The organism is Mycoplasma sp. 327 (assembly GCF_053851655.1).
The window spans coordinates 24,287-44,385 of the sequence record NZ_JBSQBA010000007.1 but is presented as its reverse complement, the minus strand read 5'-3'; the positions used below and the strand labels follow the sequence as shown (position 1 = coordinate 44,385).

Here is a 20,099-nt window from a genome sequence, read left to right as displayed (position 1 = left end):
AATTATGCAAAATGTATAATTAAACAAATTCAAAATATCGGTGGCTCATTTTTCATGCTAATTAATGAATTTACAAATATTGTTAAAAAAAATAATAAAAAGTTTATAATTATAAAGCAATATATAGTGTTGCCACCATAGCCAAATGGCCAAGGCATAGGTCTGCAACACCTTGATTACCGGTTCGAATCCGGTTGGTGGCTCCATTTAATGCGCCCGTAGCTCAATTGGATAGAGTGTTTGGTTACGGCCCAAGAGGTTGCGGGTTCGACTCCTGCCGGGCGCGCCATTTCAATAAAATGACCAAAAAAACGCGAATGCGTTTTTTTATTTATTTCATTAGATAAAATTAAATTGTGAATAAAATACAATTAATTCACAACTACTTAATTTTAGGAGTACTTAAAAATGAAAGATCAAATGAAAGATAAATTTAAAAATGTTATAGTTAAGACACCAGCTTCTTCAATGACAATGGGAATAACATCGGCTCCTGAATTAGGGAAGCCAATTTATAGTCTAGCTCTAATTCAACACGAAAAATATATTGATGCTTTAAAAAGCTGCGGCGTAAATGTTACCATTTGTCCAAAAAATGAAGATTTTCCTGACTCATGTTTTGTTGAAGATACAGCTGTAATTGTTACAGGAGAAATTGCAATATTATCTAATCCTGGTGCAGCATCACGTAATGGCGAAAAACATGAAATGCTGACATATCTAGAAAAATTCTTTGACAAAGACCACATTTTTAAAATCGAAGCCCCTGGAACGCTTGACGGTGGTGATGTTATGATGGTTAAGGATACTTATTACGTTGGTATGTCTGATAGAACAAACCGCGAAGGCATTCGACAATTTCATAATATTTTAGCTAGTGTAGGAAAAAAATGCATTCCAGTTCCTATGACAGAAATGCTACATCTAAAGACTGGCGTTAATTATCTAGAACATAATAATCTGTTAATTTCTGGGGAATTTATACACTACCCAACATTTAAAGAATTTAATCAAATTATTGTTGATAAAAGCGAAGCATATGCTGCTAATTGCATTTGAGTTAATGAGACAGTGATTGTACCAGAAGGATATCCACATACTCTAAAAGCAATTCAGGATTTAGGAATTTACAGGGTTATTACTTGTGATACATCTGAATATAAAAAATTAGATGGCGGACTAAGCTGCTTATCGTTAAGATTTTAAAACACTAAACTGGGTTCAAACCCAGTTTCTTAATGTTTTAAATATAAAATAAAGCAATAAAAATTATTGCTACATATATATCAAAACATAATTTATATGTTTAATAGGTACTTCTTTATATTAAATAAAGTGATCAAAATGTATTAAAATAAAAAATAAAAGCATGCTTGTGGGTTGCATGCTAATATATTTTTTTTATGAAATATAATTTAATTATAAAGCATATATTTTTTTTATTAATAACTTTGATTAAAAACAATTTAAAAACTCAAAAAAGAGCTTTTTATAGTCATTTACACCAATATTTTCAGGTCTAGACATTGGATGAATATTCAATCTCTTTAATATTAATAAAACAGTGCTTTTATTATATTTTAATATCAAATTATTAACTAATGTTTTCCTCTTGAATTGAAAACATAATTTTAAAAAATCTAAAAAGGGCGATAATTCAAAATCTATATTATCAGCAAAATCAATTCTTACAACCATCGAATCAACCTTTGGGCTGGGATTAAAATCAGAAGGTTTTGCAACAATAACCTTTGAAACATTAGCAATACTTTGAAGCGCAACACTTAATTTAGAATAGGTTTTTGAATTAGGCTTTGCAATTAATCTATCCCCCACTTCTTTTTGCACCATTATAACAGCATGTTTAACATATTTATAATTATCAATTAATTTAAATATAATGGGAGATGTAATATTATAAGGAATATTACCGACAACGACTTTTTTAAATTTTGAAACCAAATCAGCATCTAAAAAATCTTTATTTAAAAACTTAATATTTTTTGGTACTTCCTTGTTAATTCATATATCATATAAATCTTTATCTAATTCATATGCTTCAAGACTTTTTACCTTAGCAATCAACAAGTTTGTAATCGCCCCAAAACCGGGCCCAATTTCAATAACGTTTTCATTTTCCACGTCAGCTGATTCAACGATTTTTTGTTGAATTTTTTTATTAATTAAAAAGTTTTGCCCAAAACTTTTTTTAGCCCTTATTTGCATTTTCTATATACCAAAAACCTTTCTAATGTTTAGTCTTACCTGCTTTACAAGTAACTCCTCATCTATGCCCTTAAGATTGGCAATAAATTGGTATGTATATTTGACATATGGACTAATATTTGGTTTACCGCGCATCGGTGTTGGCGCTAAATATGGTGTATCTGTTTCACACAAAATTCTATCAATAGGAATATTAATAACAGCTTCTTGTAAAGCTCTTGCATTTTTAAATGTTACTACGCCAGAAATTGAATAATATATATTTTTATAAGGCAATGTTTTCTTAACAAAATCAAGATCCCCACTAAAGGAATGAAAAATAATATTTATATCATTAAATTCAGAATTCTTAATTATTTCAAAAGCATCGTCTAAGGCTTCACGAACATGAAGCATTGCAGAAATGCCGTGTTTTCTAGCTACATTTAATTGTGAAATAAAACTTTCCTTCTGAATTTCTTTACTTGGAGAATTATCATAATGATAATCAAGTCCAATTTCACCAATAGCAATAACATCATCATTGATGATAGACTCAATAAAATTGCCATCGCTACTTCCAACTGCTTCAGTAGGATGAATCCCGATAATCGGGTGTAAAAATTCTTTATCTTTTTTGCATAAATTAATAACTTCAACTGAATCATTTTTCGAAGTGCCTACAATAAAAAGCTTTTCCATATCTTGCTTCTTTCAATCTAAAATAACACTATATGGTTCATCATAATATTCCTTAAAAGGATGGGTATGGACGTCTACGTATTTCATTTTATTTTATAACTCCTCCAATAATTGTTTAAAAATTAAAAATATTTTCTCTTTTCATACACTTTTTTTAGTAATATAAAAATTTTCATTTTTATGCAAGAAGTCTGACACTACCTTTATAACAGCAATTCTTATTCCTAATAAATTAGCGCAATGTATTAAAGCACAAGCCTCCATATCTAAGATCCCAATATTTTCAAAATTATCCTTAATTTTTTCAATATCATTTTTAGAAAAAAACTTATCAGCAGACAATAAATCAGTGTTTTTTAGACCTAAAATGCTATTAACTTCCTTAGATAAAATGGAATTTGTCATAAACTTGTATTGATTATTAGGTAATTGTCCTAGCTTGTAATTCGGTAATTTAGTCAGATCAACATCAAAATAATATGAATTTTCAATGATAAAGGCATCGCCAACATTAACATCTAAAATGCAACCCGCCGGCCCAATATTAACAATCTTTTCAACCTGATAATCTTTTTCTTTTAACTTAGCAATGCTTTGTGTTAAGCCAAATGAGGAATTAACCTTACCAACACCGCAATACAATAATGCAAATTCTTTTTTTGAATAATTTGATAAGCACAAATGTAAGCTTGTATTCTCATTTTCAAATAAATTATCTTCTAAAAAGAAAATATTATTTAGAATATCTATCTCACCTTTTTCAGCTACAACAAATAGGCTAATTTTTTTCATTTTATTTCCTTATAATATAATAATTTATAATAAAAAATTCTTGGGAATTCCAAGAACTTATTATACATATGAATTAAGCTACTAAACCGTATTTTTTTAAAGTTCTAGCATTTTTTGCTGTTACTCTAACAGTTTTCTTTGTGCCATTTTCAGTTAAAACAGTTACTTTTTGCAAGTTAAGGTCAAATGTTCTTTTTGAGGTATTCAAAGCATGTGATCTCTTGTTTCCACTCAATGGTTTTTGACCTGTTAATTGATCTCTTCCTGGCATTATTATCTCCTTAATTTTGTAAAACAGTATCTTTAATATTTTATATTAAATTAATTTTTTTTTTAATTTTTGTCCATATTCACATTTAGAAAATAAATTAAATAAACTAAATTACCTGTTTTTGCCATTTTTAGAGACACTTATTTTGCAATATTACTTTAATAGCACTTTAAAGTTAATAATTATTTTTTTAAGTAATATGAAAATTTTATTTTATTATAATTTTACACAGTTAATTATGGAGGTATATTATATGCTAGAAGCAAAAAATAAACTTAGCAAAAACAATACTATTAACTTAATTTTTGGCATTTTTGTGGGATTAACATCACTAGGTTTTTTGATCCTTAATATTCTTTCATACAAAGAAAAGGACAATTTTGACAATGAAATACCAACTTTATATTTAGTTTTTAAACGTTTTTCATCATTATTTTATTTTACCTATTTATCAAACTTTTTATTAGCTGCAACCCTGATTTCAGTAGCGCTAAAACCAGAAAATGAAAAAGCAAAACAAATGTTTTTTATCTCTGTTGTATTAATTACAGTTACTTTTTTAATTTATTGAACCTTAATCTCATATCGAAGGGAAACATGGGAAAACTGAGTTAATGCAATCAAATCCCTAACAACTCATGCAATTAATCCTACCCTTGGTTTTATTGGTTTATTTCTAATTAAAAAACAAATAAAAATAACTTTTAAAACAATTTTAACAGCAATACTAATTTTGTTTGGATACTTCATGTTTGCATTTATTTTGTACTTTGCAACATTTAATAAAATTAAGGAAAATCATGGTGTTATTATTTATACATTTCTAGATTTTAAAAATCCTTTCTTTTATAAAGGAAATAATAAAGGAATAATTATTGTTTTAGATATATTAATTTTCGCTTTAGGATTTGTTATTCCAATTGCCCTATGTGCTTTTTGAAAGGCAGTATATAGAATTAAATACATAAGCCGCAAAAATAAAAATCTTCAACAATCAAAATGCATAAATATTTCTGAAAATAAGTAGAAATTATTTAATTAAATTTTTAAAAACCAACTTCCGTTGGTTTTTAATTTTGGATACTTGTTAGGATGTTATTCATTAATCGCTTCTCTTATTAAATAGATTTGATCATCAATTCAAACTGTGTCGCCTACTCTAATAGTAGCATTCCGGCCTTTAGGGATTCTATCGTTTATTTTCACCTTGTGAAATGACAAAAATATTTTAGCCATTCCGCCGGTGCGACAAAGGTTTATTTTTTTGAGAAATTGACCTAATTTAATTTCACTTCCGTAAATTTCAATTTTCATTAAAAACCTCTTTGCGGTGTAATTAAATGATAAAGTTTAGGATTTGATTGTGATGTTATAACAATTCGCATCTTATCAGCAGTGAATGATAACTTTATCTCATCATCAAAACTTTGAATAGCATCTTTTAAAAATTTTGAATTCAACGCCAATTTAAGCTCGCTATCATTATAGCTAAATTTTTGTGTTTTAATCTCGGCATTAGCTATCTCATCACGTGTGGATGATATTGTTAAAATATTGTCATTAATATGTAATCTAATTTTATTATAATTTTCTGAAATAATAACCGATGCCTTGTTTAATAAACTATTTAGCTCCTTTTTAGTAATGATCAATTCATAAGCGAATGATTTCGGAATAATTCTAGATACGTCAATATAAACTTGGTCAACGACTTTTGATTCGATCACTGTTCCGTCTAACTCAAATAATATTTTTTGATCTGAAATATTCAAAATAACATCACCACTATAATCAAAATTCAAAACATCTTTTAAATTCTTAGCAAGTATTGATATATTAAAATTAACATCATCAGCAATCTCAGCAATTTCTTCGGCATAACGGTATTTGTCGGTTGCAACTAATTTAAACTGGTTATTTTGAGCAGATATATTGATACAACATAAAATAATATTTGTTTCAAGTGTCGAAGCTGAAACAGAAACATTTTTTACCATATTTTTAAGTTTTTGTCAACTAATTTTAACTTGGTCACCATAAACAGAAAAATCAATAACTGGATATTCAAAAAGATTATATAAATTGATTGAAAAACGTTCGTTTTCAGTGATTAATTCAAGAGTATTTTCCTTTGATTTCAAAATAATATCGTTATCTAATTTTTTGACTATGTTTCTAAATAATGAAAGATCAACAAGAATTTTGCCAGGAAGAATAATTTCAGCATCAAGCGATACATTTATGTCGTGTTTAATGCTGATTGATCCGTTTGATCCAATTAATGTAATTTTATTTCCTTCAGCACTAAGTAATATGCCTTTTAATTCTGGCATAAAAGGGTTGGCATCTATTGCTTTTGCCACCCTTTCGATAGCAGCATCTAATAAAAGTTTATTAATCTTTAATTCCATGAAATCTTACTCCTTAAATTGTTATATTACTTTTTTTAATGTATTTTGAATTTTTTCAATAGCAGTTTTTATAGCAGAATTACTTTGTAAATTAGCATCAACTCAGTTCAAAGAAGCAATAACAGTAGAGTGTGCTTGATCCCCGACAATCTTACCTATTTCCTTCAAAGTAAAATCAAAATTATGTTTCAATAAATAAATAACTATTTTTCGAGGCATCACAACTTCTTTAACTCTTGTTGGGCTAGATATTTTCTTTTTATCAATGCCATAGTATTTGCTTACTGTTTCAATAATTTTTTCAGGGGTTATTGTTTCAGCGGCTTTTGTGACATTTTTAAATATATTTTGAATTGTCCTTAAATCATATGTAAAGAAATCATCACCATCAGCAAATAATTTTATGCGACTTATTGCTCCTTCAAGTGCTCTAATTGATGAAGAAAAGTTTCTTGCTATATATCTAAATGATTCCTCTTCTCATAAATCAGGGTTTACATCATTCTCTTTAAGTTTAAATTTTAAAATGCTAATAACATCCTCAACACTTAAATCATTAATTTCAGTTATTAGCCCACCCTCAAATCTTGTCAGGAATCTTTGCTCAAAGCCGCCAAGTTGGTTCGGTTGCTTATCAGCACAGAAAATAATTTGATTTTTTTGTGTCTTCATTGTGTTAATAATATTAAATAAAACATTTAAGGTGCTTTCTTTATTACCGTATTGTTGGACATCATCAAACATCAAACAATCATAAGAAGTCAGTTCGTCAACAATTTTATTAATTTGCTCTTGATTTCTTGATTTAAGTTGTTCCACTAACTTTCGGGTTAGATTGTCCGGATTGATGTATAAACATGTTTTATTTTTCTTCTTAAATTCATTGCCAATAGCATGTAATAAATGTGTCTTGCCTAACCCACTACTCGAATAAATAAATAAGGGATTAAAACTATCGTTATATTCATTACAAATTTGTTTAACCGCCTTAAAAGTTATCTTGTTAAAGTTGCCAATAAAATAATTGCTAAACGTTAAATCATTTTTAACATTAGTTATCTTTTCAGAATTAATGAACTTATGAGCTTCCTCATTATCAATGATCTTTTTTATTTCATTTATAGATGAAATCAAAACAACTACTAATTTTTTTTCTAGTGTATTAATTACTACTCGTTGAATAGTTTGAAGATATGTTTGTTTAACATAATCAATAATATATGTCGGTGCTAAAATATAAGCATTATTTTCATCGGTACTAATTAGTTGAAGACGAGAAAAAAAAGTTTCATAAACCATTTCATCGCTAGAGTTATTTTTAAGTTCATTTTGAAGTATTTTATTCTCTACATTTAGATTCAATTGAGCTTCTTGGTATTTCATATAAATATAAATTATATTTTAAATTGATGCAAAACTATTTTTTTAATTAAACATAATATATTTACATACATTTTATTAACAATTCTATTATTATTTTTCTTTCTTAAATTAAGTTGAAAAAAATAATAAAATAAATTATCAACAAATAAAGATACTTAAATGAGTATTTTGTTAAAAACTTTTATTAGAAGTTAGCTAAAAGGCATAAAATAACACTAATGTAAATTATTAATTAATAATTAATAAAATGCAAGGGGGATTTTTGCTTTTTTGGTAAAATAATATAAGTATTTTTACATAATAAATATTTTTGAAAAGGAGAGAAAAATGAAAAGAACATACCAACCTAAAAAACGTAAACATATTAAGGTGCATGGTTTTATGGCTAGAATGCAAACAAAAAATGGCCGTAAAGTTCTTGCAGCAAGACGTGCAAAGGGAAGACATAAATTAACTGTATCAGATGAAAAATAATTTGATGCTTTTTGTTTTAACTTTAAATTAATAATTTTGCATTATGAATAAAAAAAATACTGTTAAAAAAAATTGAGAATTTCAAAAAATTCTTAATGGACATAATCAAGTCATTTCACGAAATTTAATTGTTTATTTTACTAAGTCGCAATTTTTCAGATGCGGAATTTCAATTCCAAAGCAGTTTGCTAATGCTGTTGAAAGAAATCACTACCGCAATCAGATCAGATCGATTCTAAGAAAAATGGACATAAGTCAAATTAATTACGACACCGTTATAATAGCAAGAAAAAATTTTCTCCATCTCAATTGAGAGGAAAAAAACAAAGCTATTCACAAAATCTATGAAAGGATAACCGATGGCAAAAAGAAGTAGTTCTAAGCACTATGATTCTTTTCGGATTAACCAATCTCCTATTGATAAGCAACCAAAGGCTGTCTGAAAAAAAGTTTGAAAATGAATTAGGGTTGTTCTAATATTCATCATTATTTCTATCGGCCTAGTAGGTTGCGTGCAATCAATTGCAACAAAATCGGGAACTAAAGTTGGTTCAGGACAAGAAATATATACAAAGAACGACTATGTTTCACCAAACATCGCAACACTAAGATGGAATAAAGATCGCAATGAATTCTATGTTCCAAACATCAATACAGAAACCGGTATAGTGGCAAATACTTATCTTGGCCTAGAAGATCACAAACAGATTAATCAGTTAAGAAAACAAGATGCTCAAACCGGTGGACAATATGGTATATATGGTGGTACATCATTTGCATTACAATTACAAAAGCCAAAAAATGACAATGCCGCTTTATCAAACAAGCCAGATGATTGACAAAATATCTCTAACATCGAAATAAAAAACGAAGATGGGCATAGAGGTGTTATCTATGGTAATGGTTTAAACAACATTTATCTTAATTTTGGTAATAGTAAAGGTGAAGGAAAAACAAAAGCATATACCCCTGTAAGTAAATTAACCGATATTTACCTACCTAACTCAATTGTTTTTGAAACATATGAGAAAAAAGTTAAGGTTCCCGGTTCAAATGAAACAAGAACAGAATTTGTCACTGACTATTCACACGTTAAAGATTTAAACCTCTCAAGAGTTGAATTAACTGGTGTAAATGGTTCAAATGTTTATAACGTTTTTCTAGCGGATATATACACAACATTATTAGCAGAAACATTTAAGATTTGAGTAGACCAAGATAATAATAGATCTGATTTCGCCAAGGCAATCTCTAAAAAATCAGGAAAAAGCATTTCTCAATTAAGAGCGTTAGATAAATATAGTTTAATTAGCGAATGGAACGATTTCATTCTTAGTTATAAAAATTCAATAGGTCCCGCAAAGGGAATTAGCGAAGAAGAAGGTAAAGAATTAAATAAAATCTTTCTTTCGGTTTCATCTGTTATGAAAAACTATGCTTCATTAACCTCTCTAAATGAATCATTATTTAAGGTAAATGATAAAAAAATCGGTAGGGAAATCAGCGTATTTAACTTTTCCTCAATCAATGATGCAGGAAATTATGCTCCTGATGCCTGAAAATTTAAATTAATGGCCTCAGATGCATTTGTACCCAACAAGCCAATAACTACCTATAAAGAACACTGGGAACAAGGTCCTTTTTATGGCTTCTTTGTATATCCAGTTGCTCAGTTTATGAACTCCATAATTAGACCGTTAGGAACTACTGGATGAAGCGTGGTACTGGCGTTGGTTATCACAGTTATTTTTGTTAGAATTATCACTTTCTTCCTTACAACTAAAACAATATTTAGCGCAAGTAAGATGGAAGAATTAAACCAAAAGAAAGCAAAGATTGAAGCTAAATATGATGCTTACAAGGGCGATAAACAAATGAACCAACGTAAGCAAATGGAAATTAGTGAATTATACAAAAAAGAAAAAATTTCACCGCTCTCACAACTTGTCTCATCATTTATAACCCTCCCAATATTAATTGTTGTATTTAGAATAATTTCAACTTCTCCAGAAATTAAACAATCCACATTATATACAATACAGCTTTCAGCTACTTCAATTTATAGAATATTTAAAATTGGTGAGCTCCAATATCTACCAATTGTTGTTCTGTCAATTGCAGTTCAATTAATAGCTCAATTTATGCCTAAAATTCTTAAACTAAAGAAGAAGAAATCACTTCAAGCTGACGCCTATCAACGGGCTGCAATAAAAAAATCAAATAAAAAGGCATTTCTAATTCCGATTATATTTGCTTTTATAGGGATATTTTTTAGTGCTGGTTTGCAAATATACTGAATAATAGGTGGTATATTTACAATTCTTCAACACGTTGCTGTTCATTACATTCAAAAAACAAGATGATATAAAAATAAATTGCAACCTTTCCTATTCAAATAATTTAAATATAAAAATAACGAGCTTTTTTTAAGAAAGCTCGTTATTTTTATAGTCTATTTTTTTAATTTGTTTCCATGCTTTTCTTTTTTTATTTTTTGATGCAAATCATACATTTTAATAGCAGAAACTATCATACAATATAACGACAAAAAGGGGATAATAAATATTGCAGATAATAAGAAATAAATACGTAGTCTTGCATTATTGTTTTTTTTAGCATATTTCAATCCTAAAATAGATGAACTAATAACGAAAACTATACTAAAAATAAATAAAATTGTTATTACAATATAAACCGGATTAGACGTTCATTTTCCATAATTATTTTCATTGCCATTCAGGTATATAGCCAATAAAATGCTAATAAATGCACACAAAAAAACAATAAAACAAATGCTAGCTCATGACTGCATCTTATACAATTTGCCAACATAATTATTCTCAGATTTATCAATTTGTTCCATAACATAACTCCTAAAGTTATTCTACCTAATCACAATATAATATATAATTTTAATATTAATTTTTATTTTGCTAATCAAAAAATGTAATTCATTTTATAAATAAAGAAGGTATAATGAAACTAAAAGACTATATCTCGATATATTTTCTTAAGACCAAAAAAATTTCACAGAAATACCGCAAAAATGAGACAGTAACACTACAGTTTTTTCAACGTCACAATAATGTAAAATTATGTGGGATAAATGAGGTCATTAAATTGTTGTGTAAAAACACTGATACGTCTAAATACACAATAAGATATCTTGAAGAAGGGTCAATAATACATAATAGAGAAGTCGTACTTGAACTAGAAGGACATTACTATGATTTTGGCATTTGAGAAGGCATTATAGATGGCATTCTTGCCCGGCAAACTTCAATTGCCACAAATGCACACAATGTTATTAAGGCAGCTAATGGAAAAAATGTTGTAAGCATGGCTGATAGATCAGATCATTATATAAACCAGCTAAATGATGCATATGCTCTTAAAGTTGGTGGAATATATAACCATTCTACTCTTGCATCATCTAATTACGACCTAAAGCATACGTTTGGCAGTATGCCGCATGCCTTAATTCAAATGTTTGAAGGAGATATTGTTAAGGCAATTAAGGCTTACCATAAAACATTTCCAAACGATGACCTTTATGCTCTTGTTGATTTTCATAATGATGTTATTTCAGACTCACTTGCCTGCTTAAAAGAATTTGGCAAAAAACTCAAGGCAGTAAGAATTGACACCTCGAAAGCATTAATTGACAAAATGTTTATTGAGGGAGAAGCAGAATATGGTGTTACCCAAAATCAAGTAAAGAGATTAAGAGAAGCTCTAGATAATAACAATGGAAAACATGTTAAAATAACTGTTTCATCAGGATTTAATGCTAAAAGAATTAAAGAATTTGAGGATGAAAATACACCGGTAGATACATACGGCGTTGGAGCATCATTATTGAAAGTATGAATAAATTTTAGTGCCGACGCAACTAAATTAAATGATAAATATATCGCAAAAGAGGGAAGAGGATATCTAAAAAATAACAAACTTAAAACTTATAGAGGGGAAATTATTTAATGGAAGAAAATCACAAGAAAAAAATAAAAGATAATATCTTTAATTTTATTGGCTACTTAGTTATTTTTCTTTTTTTAGCAATAGGAATTATTTTGTTTTTAGTTGCATCTCATGTTTTTGGTTCTATAGGCAGGGGAGGAACTATAGCATCATATATCTTTGGCTCAATTTCGCTTATTTTATTTATCCTAATAATAATAAAAATATTTCTAATTATTGCTTCAGAAAACAAATACGCAAAAAACGCAATTGATGTCAATAAAATATTTGAAGGCGTAGAGCTAGATGAAGAAGAAAAAAACACCCACAACTTATTCTTAGAAGAATATCATAAAGAAATATCAAGTCTAAACATCTACTTTGGTGCCTTTGTTTTAATTGAACAAAAACATTATAAAAAAGACATTGATATAAATCATCCAAAAGTAAGAATGCTTATTGAACAAATGATTATTGATGGTATAAAAAAATATGGTTTTTTTGACCTATATCTTGTAATTGAGTTTTCAAAGACAATTAATAAAAAATTTATTTGAAAAGGCGACCATAAAAAGTATAAAATCTACTTTGAATATATAAGAAAAATATATCACATTGCCGATGATTACATTTATAACAAATATTTTATTAAATAAAATTAAAAATTTATAAACAACATTACTGACCATTATAATTGGTCAGTTTTTTTATAATTAATGCTATGTTAAAACAAAAAAGACCCGAATCATATATAACGATTTGAGCCTTGGCTTTTTTTGTAAAATAAAGTAAATTATTGGTTAATTATTTTTATCATAATTTTCAGAAATGGTTATTTCATGTTCCAAATCGGCTACTATTTGGGGGATTAATGATGCGTCGCTAATTTGAGCACCCGACGCGCGATGATGACCACCACCACCCCACTTAACAGCTACGTTTCTTACGCAGGCACCATTCGATCTAAATTCACATCTAATTTGATTTTCCTTTTCTTGCGTAAAAAATACTCATGCCTTGTTATCATCAATTGAGGAAAGCAAAAAAGGGCGATTTGCTTTTAATGGGTCATAAATCCCAAGTTTCTTCTGATCCTTTAAGGTAAAGTAGAATGATACAACGCCATTTTTTATATTCATATTTTGTTGAACAAAAGCGTTTATTTTAATATCCTCCAATGTTTTTTTGGCCATATTTTCATGTAGTAAATCTTTATTAGCGTTATGAGATCATAATCAAGCAACTAAAAACATTGTCTTATCATCAGTTAAGTTAGTTGTAAGTCTAACTGAATCTGTATAAATTCCTAAATATAAATATGTTGCTGCTTGTGCATTAACTTTTCAATTTAATCCATATGCAATTTCAGCCACCTGTTGTGCCGCTGCAGGAGAGTACTTATCAACTCAAACCAACGAAGCATTTAAGTCGTCATCATTAGGATGATGATCAATTCTAATAACATCATCAAACAGATTATTATCTAAATATTCACGGCACTCTAATCTTTCTTTAAAATTAGCATCAACAATAATAGCTAACGAATTTTCAAGTTTCTTAAATTCCAATTTATCCATTGAAAAATCAAGGTATGAATAAATTCCTTTGGAATCACCGATAGTATAAACATTTTTATTAGGAAAATTTTCTTGAATTAAATGCTTCATACCAAATTGGGAACCTAAACAATCACCGTCAGGTCTTATATGATGAAAGATTACAATATTTTGGTATTTTTTAATTTTATCTTCAATTTTTTTAAATATTTCTAATCTTTCAGAACTAATTTTGATCATTTTTTAAAACCTCAGCCTTTAAGTCCTCAATTAGAGATTTCATTTCGCGTCTAGAATGACATGTTGCTCCAGCAGCAACTTCATGGCCACCGCCAGGTTGATATTTTTCACAAATGTGATTAATTCATATACCGTTTGATCTAACTCTAGCTCTAATATTGCCGTCGGGAAGATCGATAAATAATACTCAAATTTTGCAATCTCCGATGTTTGCTAAAATGCCAACATCATTAGCTTCATTATCATTTAAATTAAATTTTTCCTGAATCTTCTTAGTTACATGAAAATATAAAACCTTTCCATCACTCTTATAATTTAATAAAACATATGCAGAAAATCTAACTTTTCTTTCATCCCTTTTAGCAAGATCAAAATTAACATCCCATACTCTAAAATTATTGCCCTCATGTAAATAAGACATAACATCAAATGTTCTTTTTTGAACATATTCATATTGAAATCTTCCAGAATCTGTATTAATACCTAAATAAGTATATTTTGCTGCCTTATCAGTAACTTTTCAGTTGGACATCATCGCAATATAAGCAACTTGCTCAGCTGCTGCTGCAAATGTTGGATCTTCTCACGTATAGTCATATTCAATATCTGGATTAACAGGATGATGGTCAATTCTTAATAAATGAGTAAAGTTTTTATCAAGAATGTATTGCGCAAATTGAATCCTATTTGATGAGTTAGCATCAACAACAATTCCTAATGAGTTTTTGAAATTTTCTTTTGGTACATCCTCAAATTTATCAAAATCTCATTCAAAGAATGGAAATGCACCAATATTATCACCAAAAACAAACACTTTTTTTTCTGGGTAATTAGTTTTTATCAATTCTCTCAAACCAAACTGTGAACCCAAACAATCACCGTCAGGTCTTATATGATGAAATATAAAAATATTATCATGAGATTCAATTGCTTGTTTAGCAATTTCTCAAGTATTCTTTGCCATTTTTTCTCCTAGTAATTAAAAATTAATTATTTAAAAATTTAATTGATTATTTTATTTATTATTAAATTATAAAACATAATAAAAATAATCAACCATTTTATGATAACTAAACAATTATCAAGGTTTAGCCTAATTCAACTAGGTTGCCATGTTGATAAAAAAATAAATAAATTTAAAGCGTAAAAAAATCTAAATTCTAATATTGCTATTTAAATCTAATATCTTTTTAGTCAACATTTATTCATACTATTTTATAAAATTAATTCTTTTTATATGCCCTAATAACTGAATGATTAGAATTCAAAAATTCATAGTCATATTTTTCATCTTCTAATAGATTTGAAATAGCAAATTGAAGGGTTTTGGTGCCATTACCAACAATAATATCTACATATTCCATAAATTCATTTTGGTCTAAAGTAAATAAAGCGTTCAAAACATTAATAGATGCTTCATCACTAGTCAAACCGTGTAAATCAATCTCTAATGAATATAGATTCATATTTTAATACTCCTTTTGACAATTTGGACAAAGGTAAGTTCCACGCCCGTTGACCTTAATTTTTATAGTTTTATTTTGGCATTTTAGACATGACTTTATTCTATCGCTGTGAATCATTAAATAATCTTGATAAGAACCTATTTCGTTATTAAAACTTTCATAGGTATGAATAGTTGTCCCCCCTAATTTGTAGCTATTATCCATAATAACCTGGCCTTTTTCTAATATCTCTTTAAGTTTAGCTAATGGGATATTTTTTGATTTACTCAACGGGTGTATAGCACACGCAAACAAAGCCTCATCAATATAAATGTTCCCAAAACCTGCAACATATGATTGATCCAGCAACTTAGTTTTAATAGAGCTTTCACTACCCTTCAATTTCTCAAAAAGTTCCTCGATGTTAGTATCTTTAGGTTCGAGTGCCACTTTTGATAAAGGTAATTTTTTTTCATAAGTTTCACTATCGCGCAAATAAAATGTACCAAACATTCGGCTATCAAGATAATGGAGCTCGCTATTATCTTCAAATACAAATTTAGCAACTAAATGTTTATGGTTCTCATGTGGTTTTTGATAATAACGATATTTTCCTTCCATTCTTAAATGAGATAACAAAATTAAGTTGGTTTCGAATTGAAAAATAATATGCTTACCCTTATTTTTGACTTGAGTTATTTCATGCCCCCGTAAATTATTCTTATATGTTGAAGGCGAATACTCCTTAAAAAGATGCGGTTTAATAATTTCTAGGTCCTTAATTTTTTTATACAAAATGACCTCATTTAGGTTTTTAACAACCACTTTTACTTCTGGTAATTCAGGCATATTACTATTATATACTTTTAGATAACATAATGTAATATAATAAAAGTATGACAAACAAATATAAAAAATTATTTATATCAACAACTGATACCGTTTTAGGGATCGGCGGCGCTGTTAACGATGAAACTAAAGATTTAATTTATGAAATAAAAGGCAGAGATAGAAATAAAAAACTAATTATTTTAGTATCCTCTATCCACCAGGCACGAATGTTTAAACAATGAAATCCGCAAGCTGAGCAATATGCTAAAAAATATTGACCAGGCGCAACAACGTTAATTGTTAATGACCAAGGTTTTAGAATGCCAAACCATCCCTTGCTACTTGAATATCTTGAAAAAAATGGGCCAGTATATATGTCGAGTTGCAATATATCAAATGGGCCAGTATGCAAAAATATCGAAAATGCAAAAATTCTTTTTCCTGAAATAACAAATGTTTATAACTTTGGAGAAATGAGTCAAAAGCCTAGCCAAATAATTAGAGTTGAAGACGGTTTAATTTTAAGGGAGTAAATTTTATGGACAAAATTGTAAAGATAACTAGTGATCACGCTGGACATGAAGCAAAGATTAAGCTTGCTAGCGAGTTAAAAAAAGAAGGATACAAAGTAGAACTTTTTGGTTCAACAAGTTCATTATTGCCAGTCTCGTATACCGATGTTGGAATAGAATTTGCAAAGGAAACAAAAAGAGATCTTAATAAGGAGAATACAAAACTTATTGCTTTTTGCGGCTCAGGAATTGGAATATCTATGGCTTTAAATCGGTTTAAAGATATTAGATGTGCTAGAGTTACAAATGAGGAAGAAGCGAGATTATCAAAAGCCCATAATAATTCAAATATCTTGTGTATGGGAGGAAGATTATTAAAAGATAACGAAATTCTAAACATGTTTCATGCATGAGAAAATGCAGAATTTGAAGGCGGAAGACATCTTATTAGAATTAGTAAACTAGGCGAACTTGGCCAGGATGAATAATTTAAATGTATAAAATGCACAAATCAGGACTAAAAATAGCCCTGATTTTTAATCTTATTTTATCGACCAGGCAACATAAACTAACAAAAAATATTAATTTTTTTTAAAAAAATAAAACGCATACTAAAAAAAGTATTACAATGATTTAATTCATCAAAATTTAAATGGGGTTTAAGAATGAAAAAAATAGAACTTAAAGAAAAAATAAATTATATTTCTAAATATGTTGATGATTTCAATGAATTGCATAGTACAGATATAAAAATTATTATCAAAGGGTCTGCTGTTTTAAAGTTAAATGAACTTATTAAACGCAATCCCAATGACATTGATATTTGTTTTTTTAACAATGAAAATTTAGAAACAAAAAGAGCATTTATTAGATATATTACAAAAATTGGAGACTTCAAGCTGCTAAGAGAAGATGATAACCTTATAACAATTGAAAATTTTGAATTTGGAAAGGTTGAATTTATTCTTTTTGAATATCTTCATGTTGATTGATTAAACAAAATTGATAACAACCTTTACTTTGTAAATTCTGATTTTATGATTATTGGAAAAATCTTAATGCTTACATATGTTATGTCATCATATTATCCACACAATGATAAGATGGAAAAAATCATTGCAACAATAAGCGATTTAAATCACCTTGATAATCTAACCTCATTTCTAGATAACTTCAAATTAAACAATTATAAAACCCTAATCATGAACCTTATCAATAATTCAACTCTTATTTTTATCTACTATAAATATAAGGAATTTTTATGATGGAAAAATGAATATGAAGTCTTCGAAATTCAAGATCCCGACTTGTTGCAAACTTTTAATAAGATAAAGCATATATTCAAACAAATAAATAATGATAAAGAAATTAGTGACTATATAAACTTCAATAGCAAAATAATAGAAAGCTTTTATTTAAATTTTTTTACTGAATACCAAGAATTTGACGCAACAAAGGATTTTAGCAAATTAAAAAGCACAAATATAATTTTTAAGACAGATTACTCTTGCCAAGATAGCAATAGAAGTTCTTACTCAATAAATAACTTTAATTTTGTCGAACAAAATCAAAATAGTAAAATTAATTCTTTTATACTAAACTGGTTTATTAACAATTACCAAATTAAAAATAATAAAAAGGTAAATAATGAATATATTTTTAATTTAAAAATCTCTAATGATAGCAAGTGAGAAAATCAAGGGATTTTAGTAAATTCAGATAACCAAAATAACATTAAAACTAAAAAGATTTTGTCTATACTTAGCAAATATAGCATTCCCTATAAAATTTCCTTAAGTAAAGAATGAGCCGCAACCTGCAAGCAAGAAAATGAAATCGTTGATTTTATCATTAGCATTCCAGGGGATTTAGAAACTGATATAAATGTTAAAATTAACATCATAAACATTGTTCATATGATTCAAATAATTTATGTTTTATGTAAGGAACTAAACAATGATTAATAAAACAAAATATGCCAGTTCTTTAATTATTTCAATGATTGGATCTGAGGCCTTTAAACTTGGGACAGCAATTTATATCTATAAGTTCACAAGTAGTTTTTGGCTTGTTTCTCTTTTATATTTACTAATTCAAATACCGGTCTTTATTTCATATCTACTAAATAAAAAAATTGCTTCAAAATTAAAACTAAAAAATATACTTATAGCAACTGACTTTATTAGCGTAGGTGTGCTAATGGTCATATTAATTAGCTCTTTTTTCTTCATAAAAAATAATTCACTCCAGGCTTTTTCAATATTTTTATTAATAACTAACATTATATTAAATATCATACACTCATTTAGATTCATAGCCCTTAAGTCAGTTTTATATTATTTATCAAATAACAATAAAGATATAAAAACTTACAACGTTTTAACGACTATCGTTACTGCGCTAGCTTTTCTATTGGCATCAATGTTTTCATTTGTATTATTTACTAAATTGCCTTTCTGGTCATTAATTGTTATGAATATGATAACTTATTTAGCATCGGGGATTTTATACTTCATATTAAAGTTAAATAAGGAGCCATTGCAAACAACACCAACTATCAAAAATAATGTAGACAATTTACAACTTGAACACAACAAAAATTACAACATATGAAAATGAGTTTATACTATTGCATGTAGTCTAATTGTTGGAATATTTCTTTTTCCACGAACAGCAGGAATGTCTCAATTTTTTAAAGCTATTTCATTTAATGCAGAAGAATGATCATTTATATTAAATATTATATTCGGATCTTTTGGCCTGATTGGAAGCTTAATTTCTTTAGTGATAAGAAATAAAGATATCAAACTAAGATGAATTTTATTAGCTATGAATATTGTAATTCTAGTAGTTATTCCTATTTTATTTATATCAATTAGTAATTACATTAAAAACATAATTTATTTAGTAATAATAGGTATGCAACAACTATTTTTCTCACTATTTATTGCCATTTTTTACACAAATACATATTTACTTTTTAAAGAAGACAAATTTAAAAAAAATACAATATGAACATTAATTTTTAAAGTTATTTCATCGTCTTTAATTATTTTATTATTAACTCTAATAACATATCAAATCAATTATTTTGTTACGTTTACCGTGTTTGCAGCATTAATACTAGTTACAAGTATTGTAATTGCAGTTTCGGAAATATTTTTATCTAAACACAAAAAGAAGGAAATGTTAATTAAAAAGCAACAAGCAAACAAATAAAATACATATAAAAATATAGTTAAAAAATTAAAGAAAAATCATAAATATATCTTAATTTAAAATGGATTTATGATTTTTTAATCTTAAAACTGAAAAAC

General features: G+C 27.7%; 23 protein-coding genes and 2 tRNA genes. 13 read left to right on the top strand and 12 right to left on the bottom strand.

All coding sequences use genetic code 4. The annotated features are described in order from the left end of the window. Window positions 1-131: 131 nt before the first annotated feature. The 3 genes from ACWXVS_RS02510 to ACWXVS_RS02500 all read left to right on the top strand — a co-directional run bounded on the left by ACWXVS_RS02510 (window position 132) and on the right by ACWXVS_RS02500 (window position 1,206). Window positions 132-206: transfer RNA gene (locus ACWXVS_RS02510), tRNA-Cys, on the top strand. A gap of 6 nt (window positions 207-212) precedes the next feature. Then, window positions 213-289 (top strand) — tRNA-Arg (locus ACWXVS_RS02505). 119 nt (window positions 290-408) lie between these two features. Continuing rightward, window positions 409-1,206 carry a dimethylarginine dimethylaminohydrolase family protein gene (locus tag ACWXVS_RS02500; RefSeq protein ID WP_455994123.1) on the top strand — a complete coding sequence of 266 codons (798 nt, stop codon included), beginning with the start codon at window positions 409-411 and terminating at the stop codon, window positions 1,204-1,206. 249 nt (window positions 1,207-1,455) lie between these two features. Here the strand turns inward: ACWXVS_RS02500 and rsmA are convergent, their stop codons facing one another. The 4 genes from rsmA to rpmB form a co-directional block, all read right to left on the bottom strand. Continuing rightward, window positions 1,456-2,226: a 16S rRNA (adenine(1518)-N(6)/adenine(1519)-N(6))-dimethyltransferase RsmA gene (rsmA, locus tag ACWXVS_RS02495; RefSeq protein WP_455994887.1), complete on the bottom strand. Its 771-nt coding sequence runs from the start codon at window positions 2,224-2,226 to the stop codon at window positions 1,456-1,458. A gap of 3 nt (window positions 2,227-2,229) precedes the next feature. Further along, window positions 2,230-2,994: a TatD family hydrolase gene (locus tag ACWXVS_RS02490; RefSeq protein WP_455994884.1), complete on the bottom strand. Its 765-nt coding sequence runs from the start codon at window positions 2,992-2,994 to the stop codon at window positions 2,230-2,232. Window positions 2,995-3,000: 6 nt separating this feature from the next. After that, a complete protein-coding gene (locus ACWXVS_RS02485) occupies window positions 3,001-3,699 on the bottom strand; it encodes a 5'-methylthioadenosine/S-adenosylhomocysteine nucleosidase family protein (protein ID WP_455966504.1) in 699 nt (232 codons plus the stop codon). A gap of 73 nt (window positions 3,700-3,772) precedes the next feature. After that, window positions 3,773-3,970, bottom strand: a complete 198-nt coding sequence (rpmB, locus tag ACWXVS_RS02480; RefSeq protein WP_438340590.1) for a 50S ribosomal protein L28 — start codon at window positions 3,968-3,970, stop codon at window positions 3,773-3,775. A 253-nt stretch (window positions 3,971-4,223) separates the two neighbouring features. On the opposite strand from rpmB, the gene ACWXVS_RS02475 reads away from it, so the two are divergent. Further along, entirely contained in the window at window positions 4,224-4,997 is a 774-nt protein-coding gene (locus ACWXVS_RS02475) for an MAGa3780 family membrane protein (protein WP_455994881.1), read from the top strand. A gap of 68 nt (window positions 4,998-5,065) precedes the next feature. On the opposite strand, the gene ACWXVS_RS02470 is transcribed toward ACWXVS_RS02475, so the two are convergent. From ACWXVS_RS02470 to dnaA, 3 genes are read right to left on the bottom strand one after another with little or no spacing between them, the layout of a single operon-like run. After that, window positions 5,066-5,284 carry an RNA-binding S4 domain-containing protein gene (locus ACWXVS_RS02470; protein ID WP_438340588.1) on the bottom strand — a complete coding sequence of 73 codons (219 nt, stop codon included), beginning with the start codon at window positions 5,282-5,284 and terminating at the stop codon, window positions 5,066-5,068. Beyond that, on the bottom strand, window positions 5,284-6,381 hold the full coding sequence (gene dnaN / locus ACWXVS_RS02465; RefSeq protein ID WP_438340587.1) for a DNA polymerase III subunit beta: 1,098 nt from the start codon (window positions 6,379-6,381) through the stop codon (window positions 5,284-5,286). The genes ACWXVS_RS02470 and dnaN overlap by 1 nt, the downstream gene beginning before the upstream one ends. A gap of 21 nt (window positions 6,382-6,402) precedes the next feature. Continuing rightward, on the bottom strand, window positions 6,403-7,764 hold the full coding sequence (dnaA, locus tag ACWXVS_RS02460; RefSeq protein WP_455994878.1) for a chromosomal replication initiator protein DnaA: 1,362 nt from the start codon (window positions 7,762-7,764) through the stop codon (window positions 6,403-6,405). 327 nt (window positions 7,765-8,091) lie between these two features. Here dnaA and rpmH point away from each other — a divergent pair, with 327 nt between their 5' ends. From rpmH to yidC, 3 genes are read left to right on the top strand one after another with little or no spacing between them, the layout of a single operon-like run. Then, a complete protein-coding gene (gene rpmH, locus ACWXVS_RS02455; RefSeq protein WP_002881399.1) occupies window positions 8,092-8,238 on the top strand; it encodes a 50S ribosomal protein L34 in 147 nt (48 codons plus the stop codon). A gap of 43 nt (window positions 8,239-8,281) precedes the next feature. Continuing rightward, window positions 8,282-8,614: a ribonuclease P protein component gene (gene rnpA, locus ACWXVS_RS02450; protein WP_438340585.1), complete on the top strand. Its 333-nt coding sequence runs from the start codon at window positions 8,282-8,284 to the stop codon at window positions 8,612-8,614. After that, window positions 8,598-10,637: a membrane protein insertase YidC gene (gene yidC, locus ACWXVS_RS02445; RefSeq protein WP_455994875.1), complete on the top strand. Its 2,040-nt coding sequence runs from the start codon at window positions 8,598-8,600 to the stop codon at window positions 10,635-10,637. The genes rnpA and yidC overlap by 17 nt, the downstream gene beginning before the upstream one ends. 53 nt (window positions 10,638-10,690) lie before the next feature. On the opposite strand, the gene ACWXVS_RS02440 is transcribed toward yidC, so the two are convergent. Continuing rightward, window positions 10,691-11,101, bottom strand: coding sequence for a hypothetical protein (locus ACWXVS_RS02440; protein ID WP_455994873.1), 411 nt, complete (start codon window positions 11,099-11,101; stop codon window positions 10,691-10,693). A gap of 113 nt (window positions 11,102-11,214) precedes the next feature. On the opposite strand from ACWXVS_RS02440, the gene ACWXVS_RS02435 reads away from it, so the two are divergent. Both ACWXVS_RS02435 and ACWXVS_RS02430 read left to right on the top strand, forming a co-directional pair. Further along, a complete protein-coding gene (locus tag ACWXVS_RS02435; protein ID WP_438340582.1) occupies window positions 11,215-12,219 on the top strand; it encodes a nicotinate phosphoribosyltransferase in 1,005 nt (334 codons plus the stop codon). Beyond that, the gene (locus ACWXVS_RS02430; RefSeq protein WP_438340581.1) at window positions 12,219-12,854 is read left to right on the top strand and encodes a hypothetical protein; all 636 of its coding nucleotides are present in this window, start codon (window positions 12,219-12,221) and stop codon (window positions 12,852-12,854) included. The genes ACWXVS_RS02435 and ACWXVS_RS02430 overlap by 1 nt, the downstream gene beginning before the upstream one ends. Window positions 12,855-12,998: 144 nt before the next feature. Here ACWXVS_RS02430 and ACWXVS_RS02425 read toward each other — a convergent pair whose 3' ends face one another. From ACWXVS_RS02425 to mutM, 4 genes are all read right to left on the bottom strand, one after another. After that, complete coding sequence (locus tag ACWXVS_RS02425) at window positions 12,999-13,994, bottom strand: DHH family phosphoesterase (protein ID WP_438340580.1); 996 nt, start codon at window positions 13,992-13,994, stop codon at window positions 12,999-13,001. Continuing rightward, entirely contained in the window at window positions 13,981-14,958 is a 978-nt protein-coding gene (locus ACWXVS_RS02420; protein WP_438340579.1) for a DHH family phosphoesterase, read from the bottom strand. The genes ACWXVS_RS02425 and ACWXVS_RS02420 overlap by 14 nt, the downstream gene beginning before the upstream one ends. A 259-nt stretch (window positions 14,959-15,217) precedes the next feature. Further along, complete coding sequence (locus ACWXVS_RS02415) at window positions 15,218-15,460, bottom strand: Smr/MutS family protein (RefSeq protein WP_438340578.1); 243 nt, start codon at window positions 15,458-15,460, stop codon at window positions 15,218-15,220. A 3-nt stretch (window positions 15,461-15,463) separates the two neighbouring features. Next, entirely contained in the window at window positions 15,464-16,288 is an 825-nt protein-coding gene (gene mutM / locus ACWXVS_RS02410) for a DNA-formamidopyrimidine glycosylase (protein WP_455994870.1), read from the bottom strand. A 47-nt stretch (window positions 16,289-16,335) separates the two neighbouring features. Here mutM and ACWXVS_RS02405 point away from each other — a divergent pair, with 47 nt between their 5' ends. The 4 genes from ACWXVS_RS02405 (at window position 16,336) to ACWXVS_RS02390 (ending at window position 20,001) form a co-directional block, all read left to right on the top strand. Beyond that, a complete protein-coding gene (locus ACWXVS_RS02405; RefSeq protein WP_438340576.1) occupies window positions 16,336-16,803 on the top strand; it encodes a Sua5/YciO/YrdC/YwlC family protein in 468 nt (155 codons plus the stop codon). Between the two features lie 5 nt (window positions 16,804-16,808). Further along, window positions 16,809-17,270, top strand: coding sequence for an RpiB/LacA/LacB family sugar-phosphate isomerase (locus tag ACWXVS_RS02400; RefSeq protein WP_438340575.1), 462 nt, complete (start codon window positions 16,809-16,811; stop codon window positions 17,268-17,270). 177 nt (window positions 17,271-17,447) lie between these two features. Beyond that, the gene (locus ACWXVS_RS02395; protein WP_455994867.1) at window positions 17,448-18,746 is read left to right on the top strand and encodes a hypothetical protein; all 1,299 of its coding nucleotides are present in this window, start codon (window positions 17,448-17,450) and stop codon (window positions 18,744-18,746) included. Further along, window positions 18,739-20,001, top strand: coding sequence for a hypothetical protein (locus tag ACWXVS_RS02390; protein ID WP_455994864.1), 1,263 nt, complete (start codon window positions 18,739-18,741; stop codon window positions 19,999-20,001). Before ACWXVS_RS02395 ends, ACWXVS_RS02390 begins: the two co-directional genes overlap by 8 nt. Window positions 20,002-20,099 lie beyond the last annotated feature (98 nt).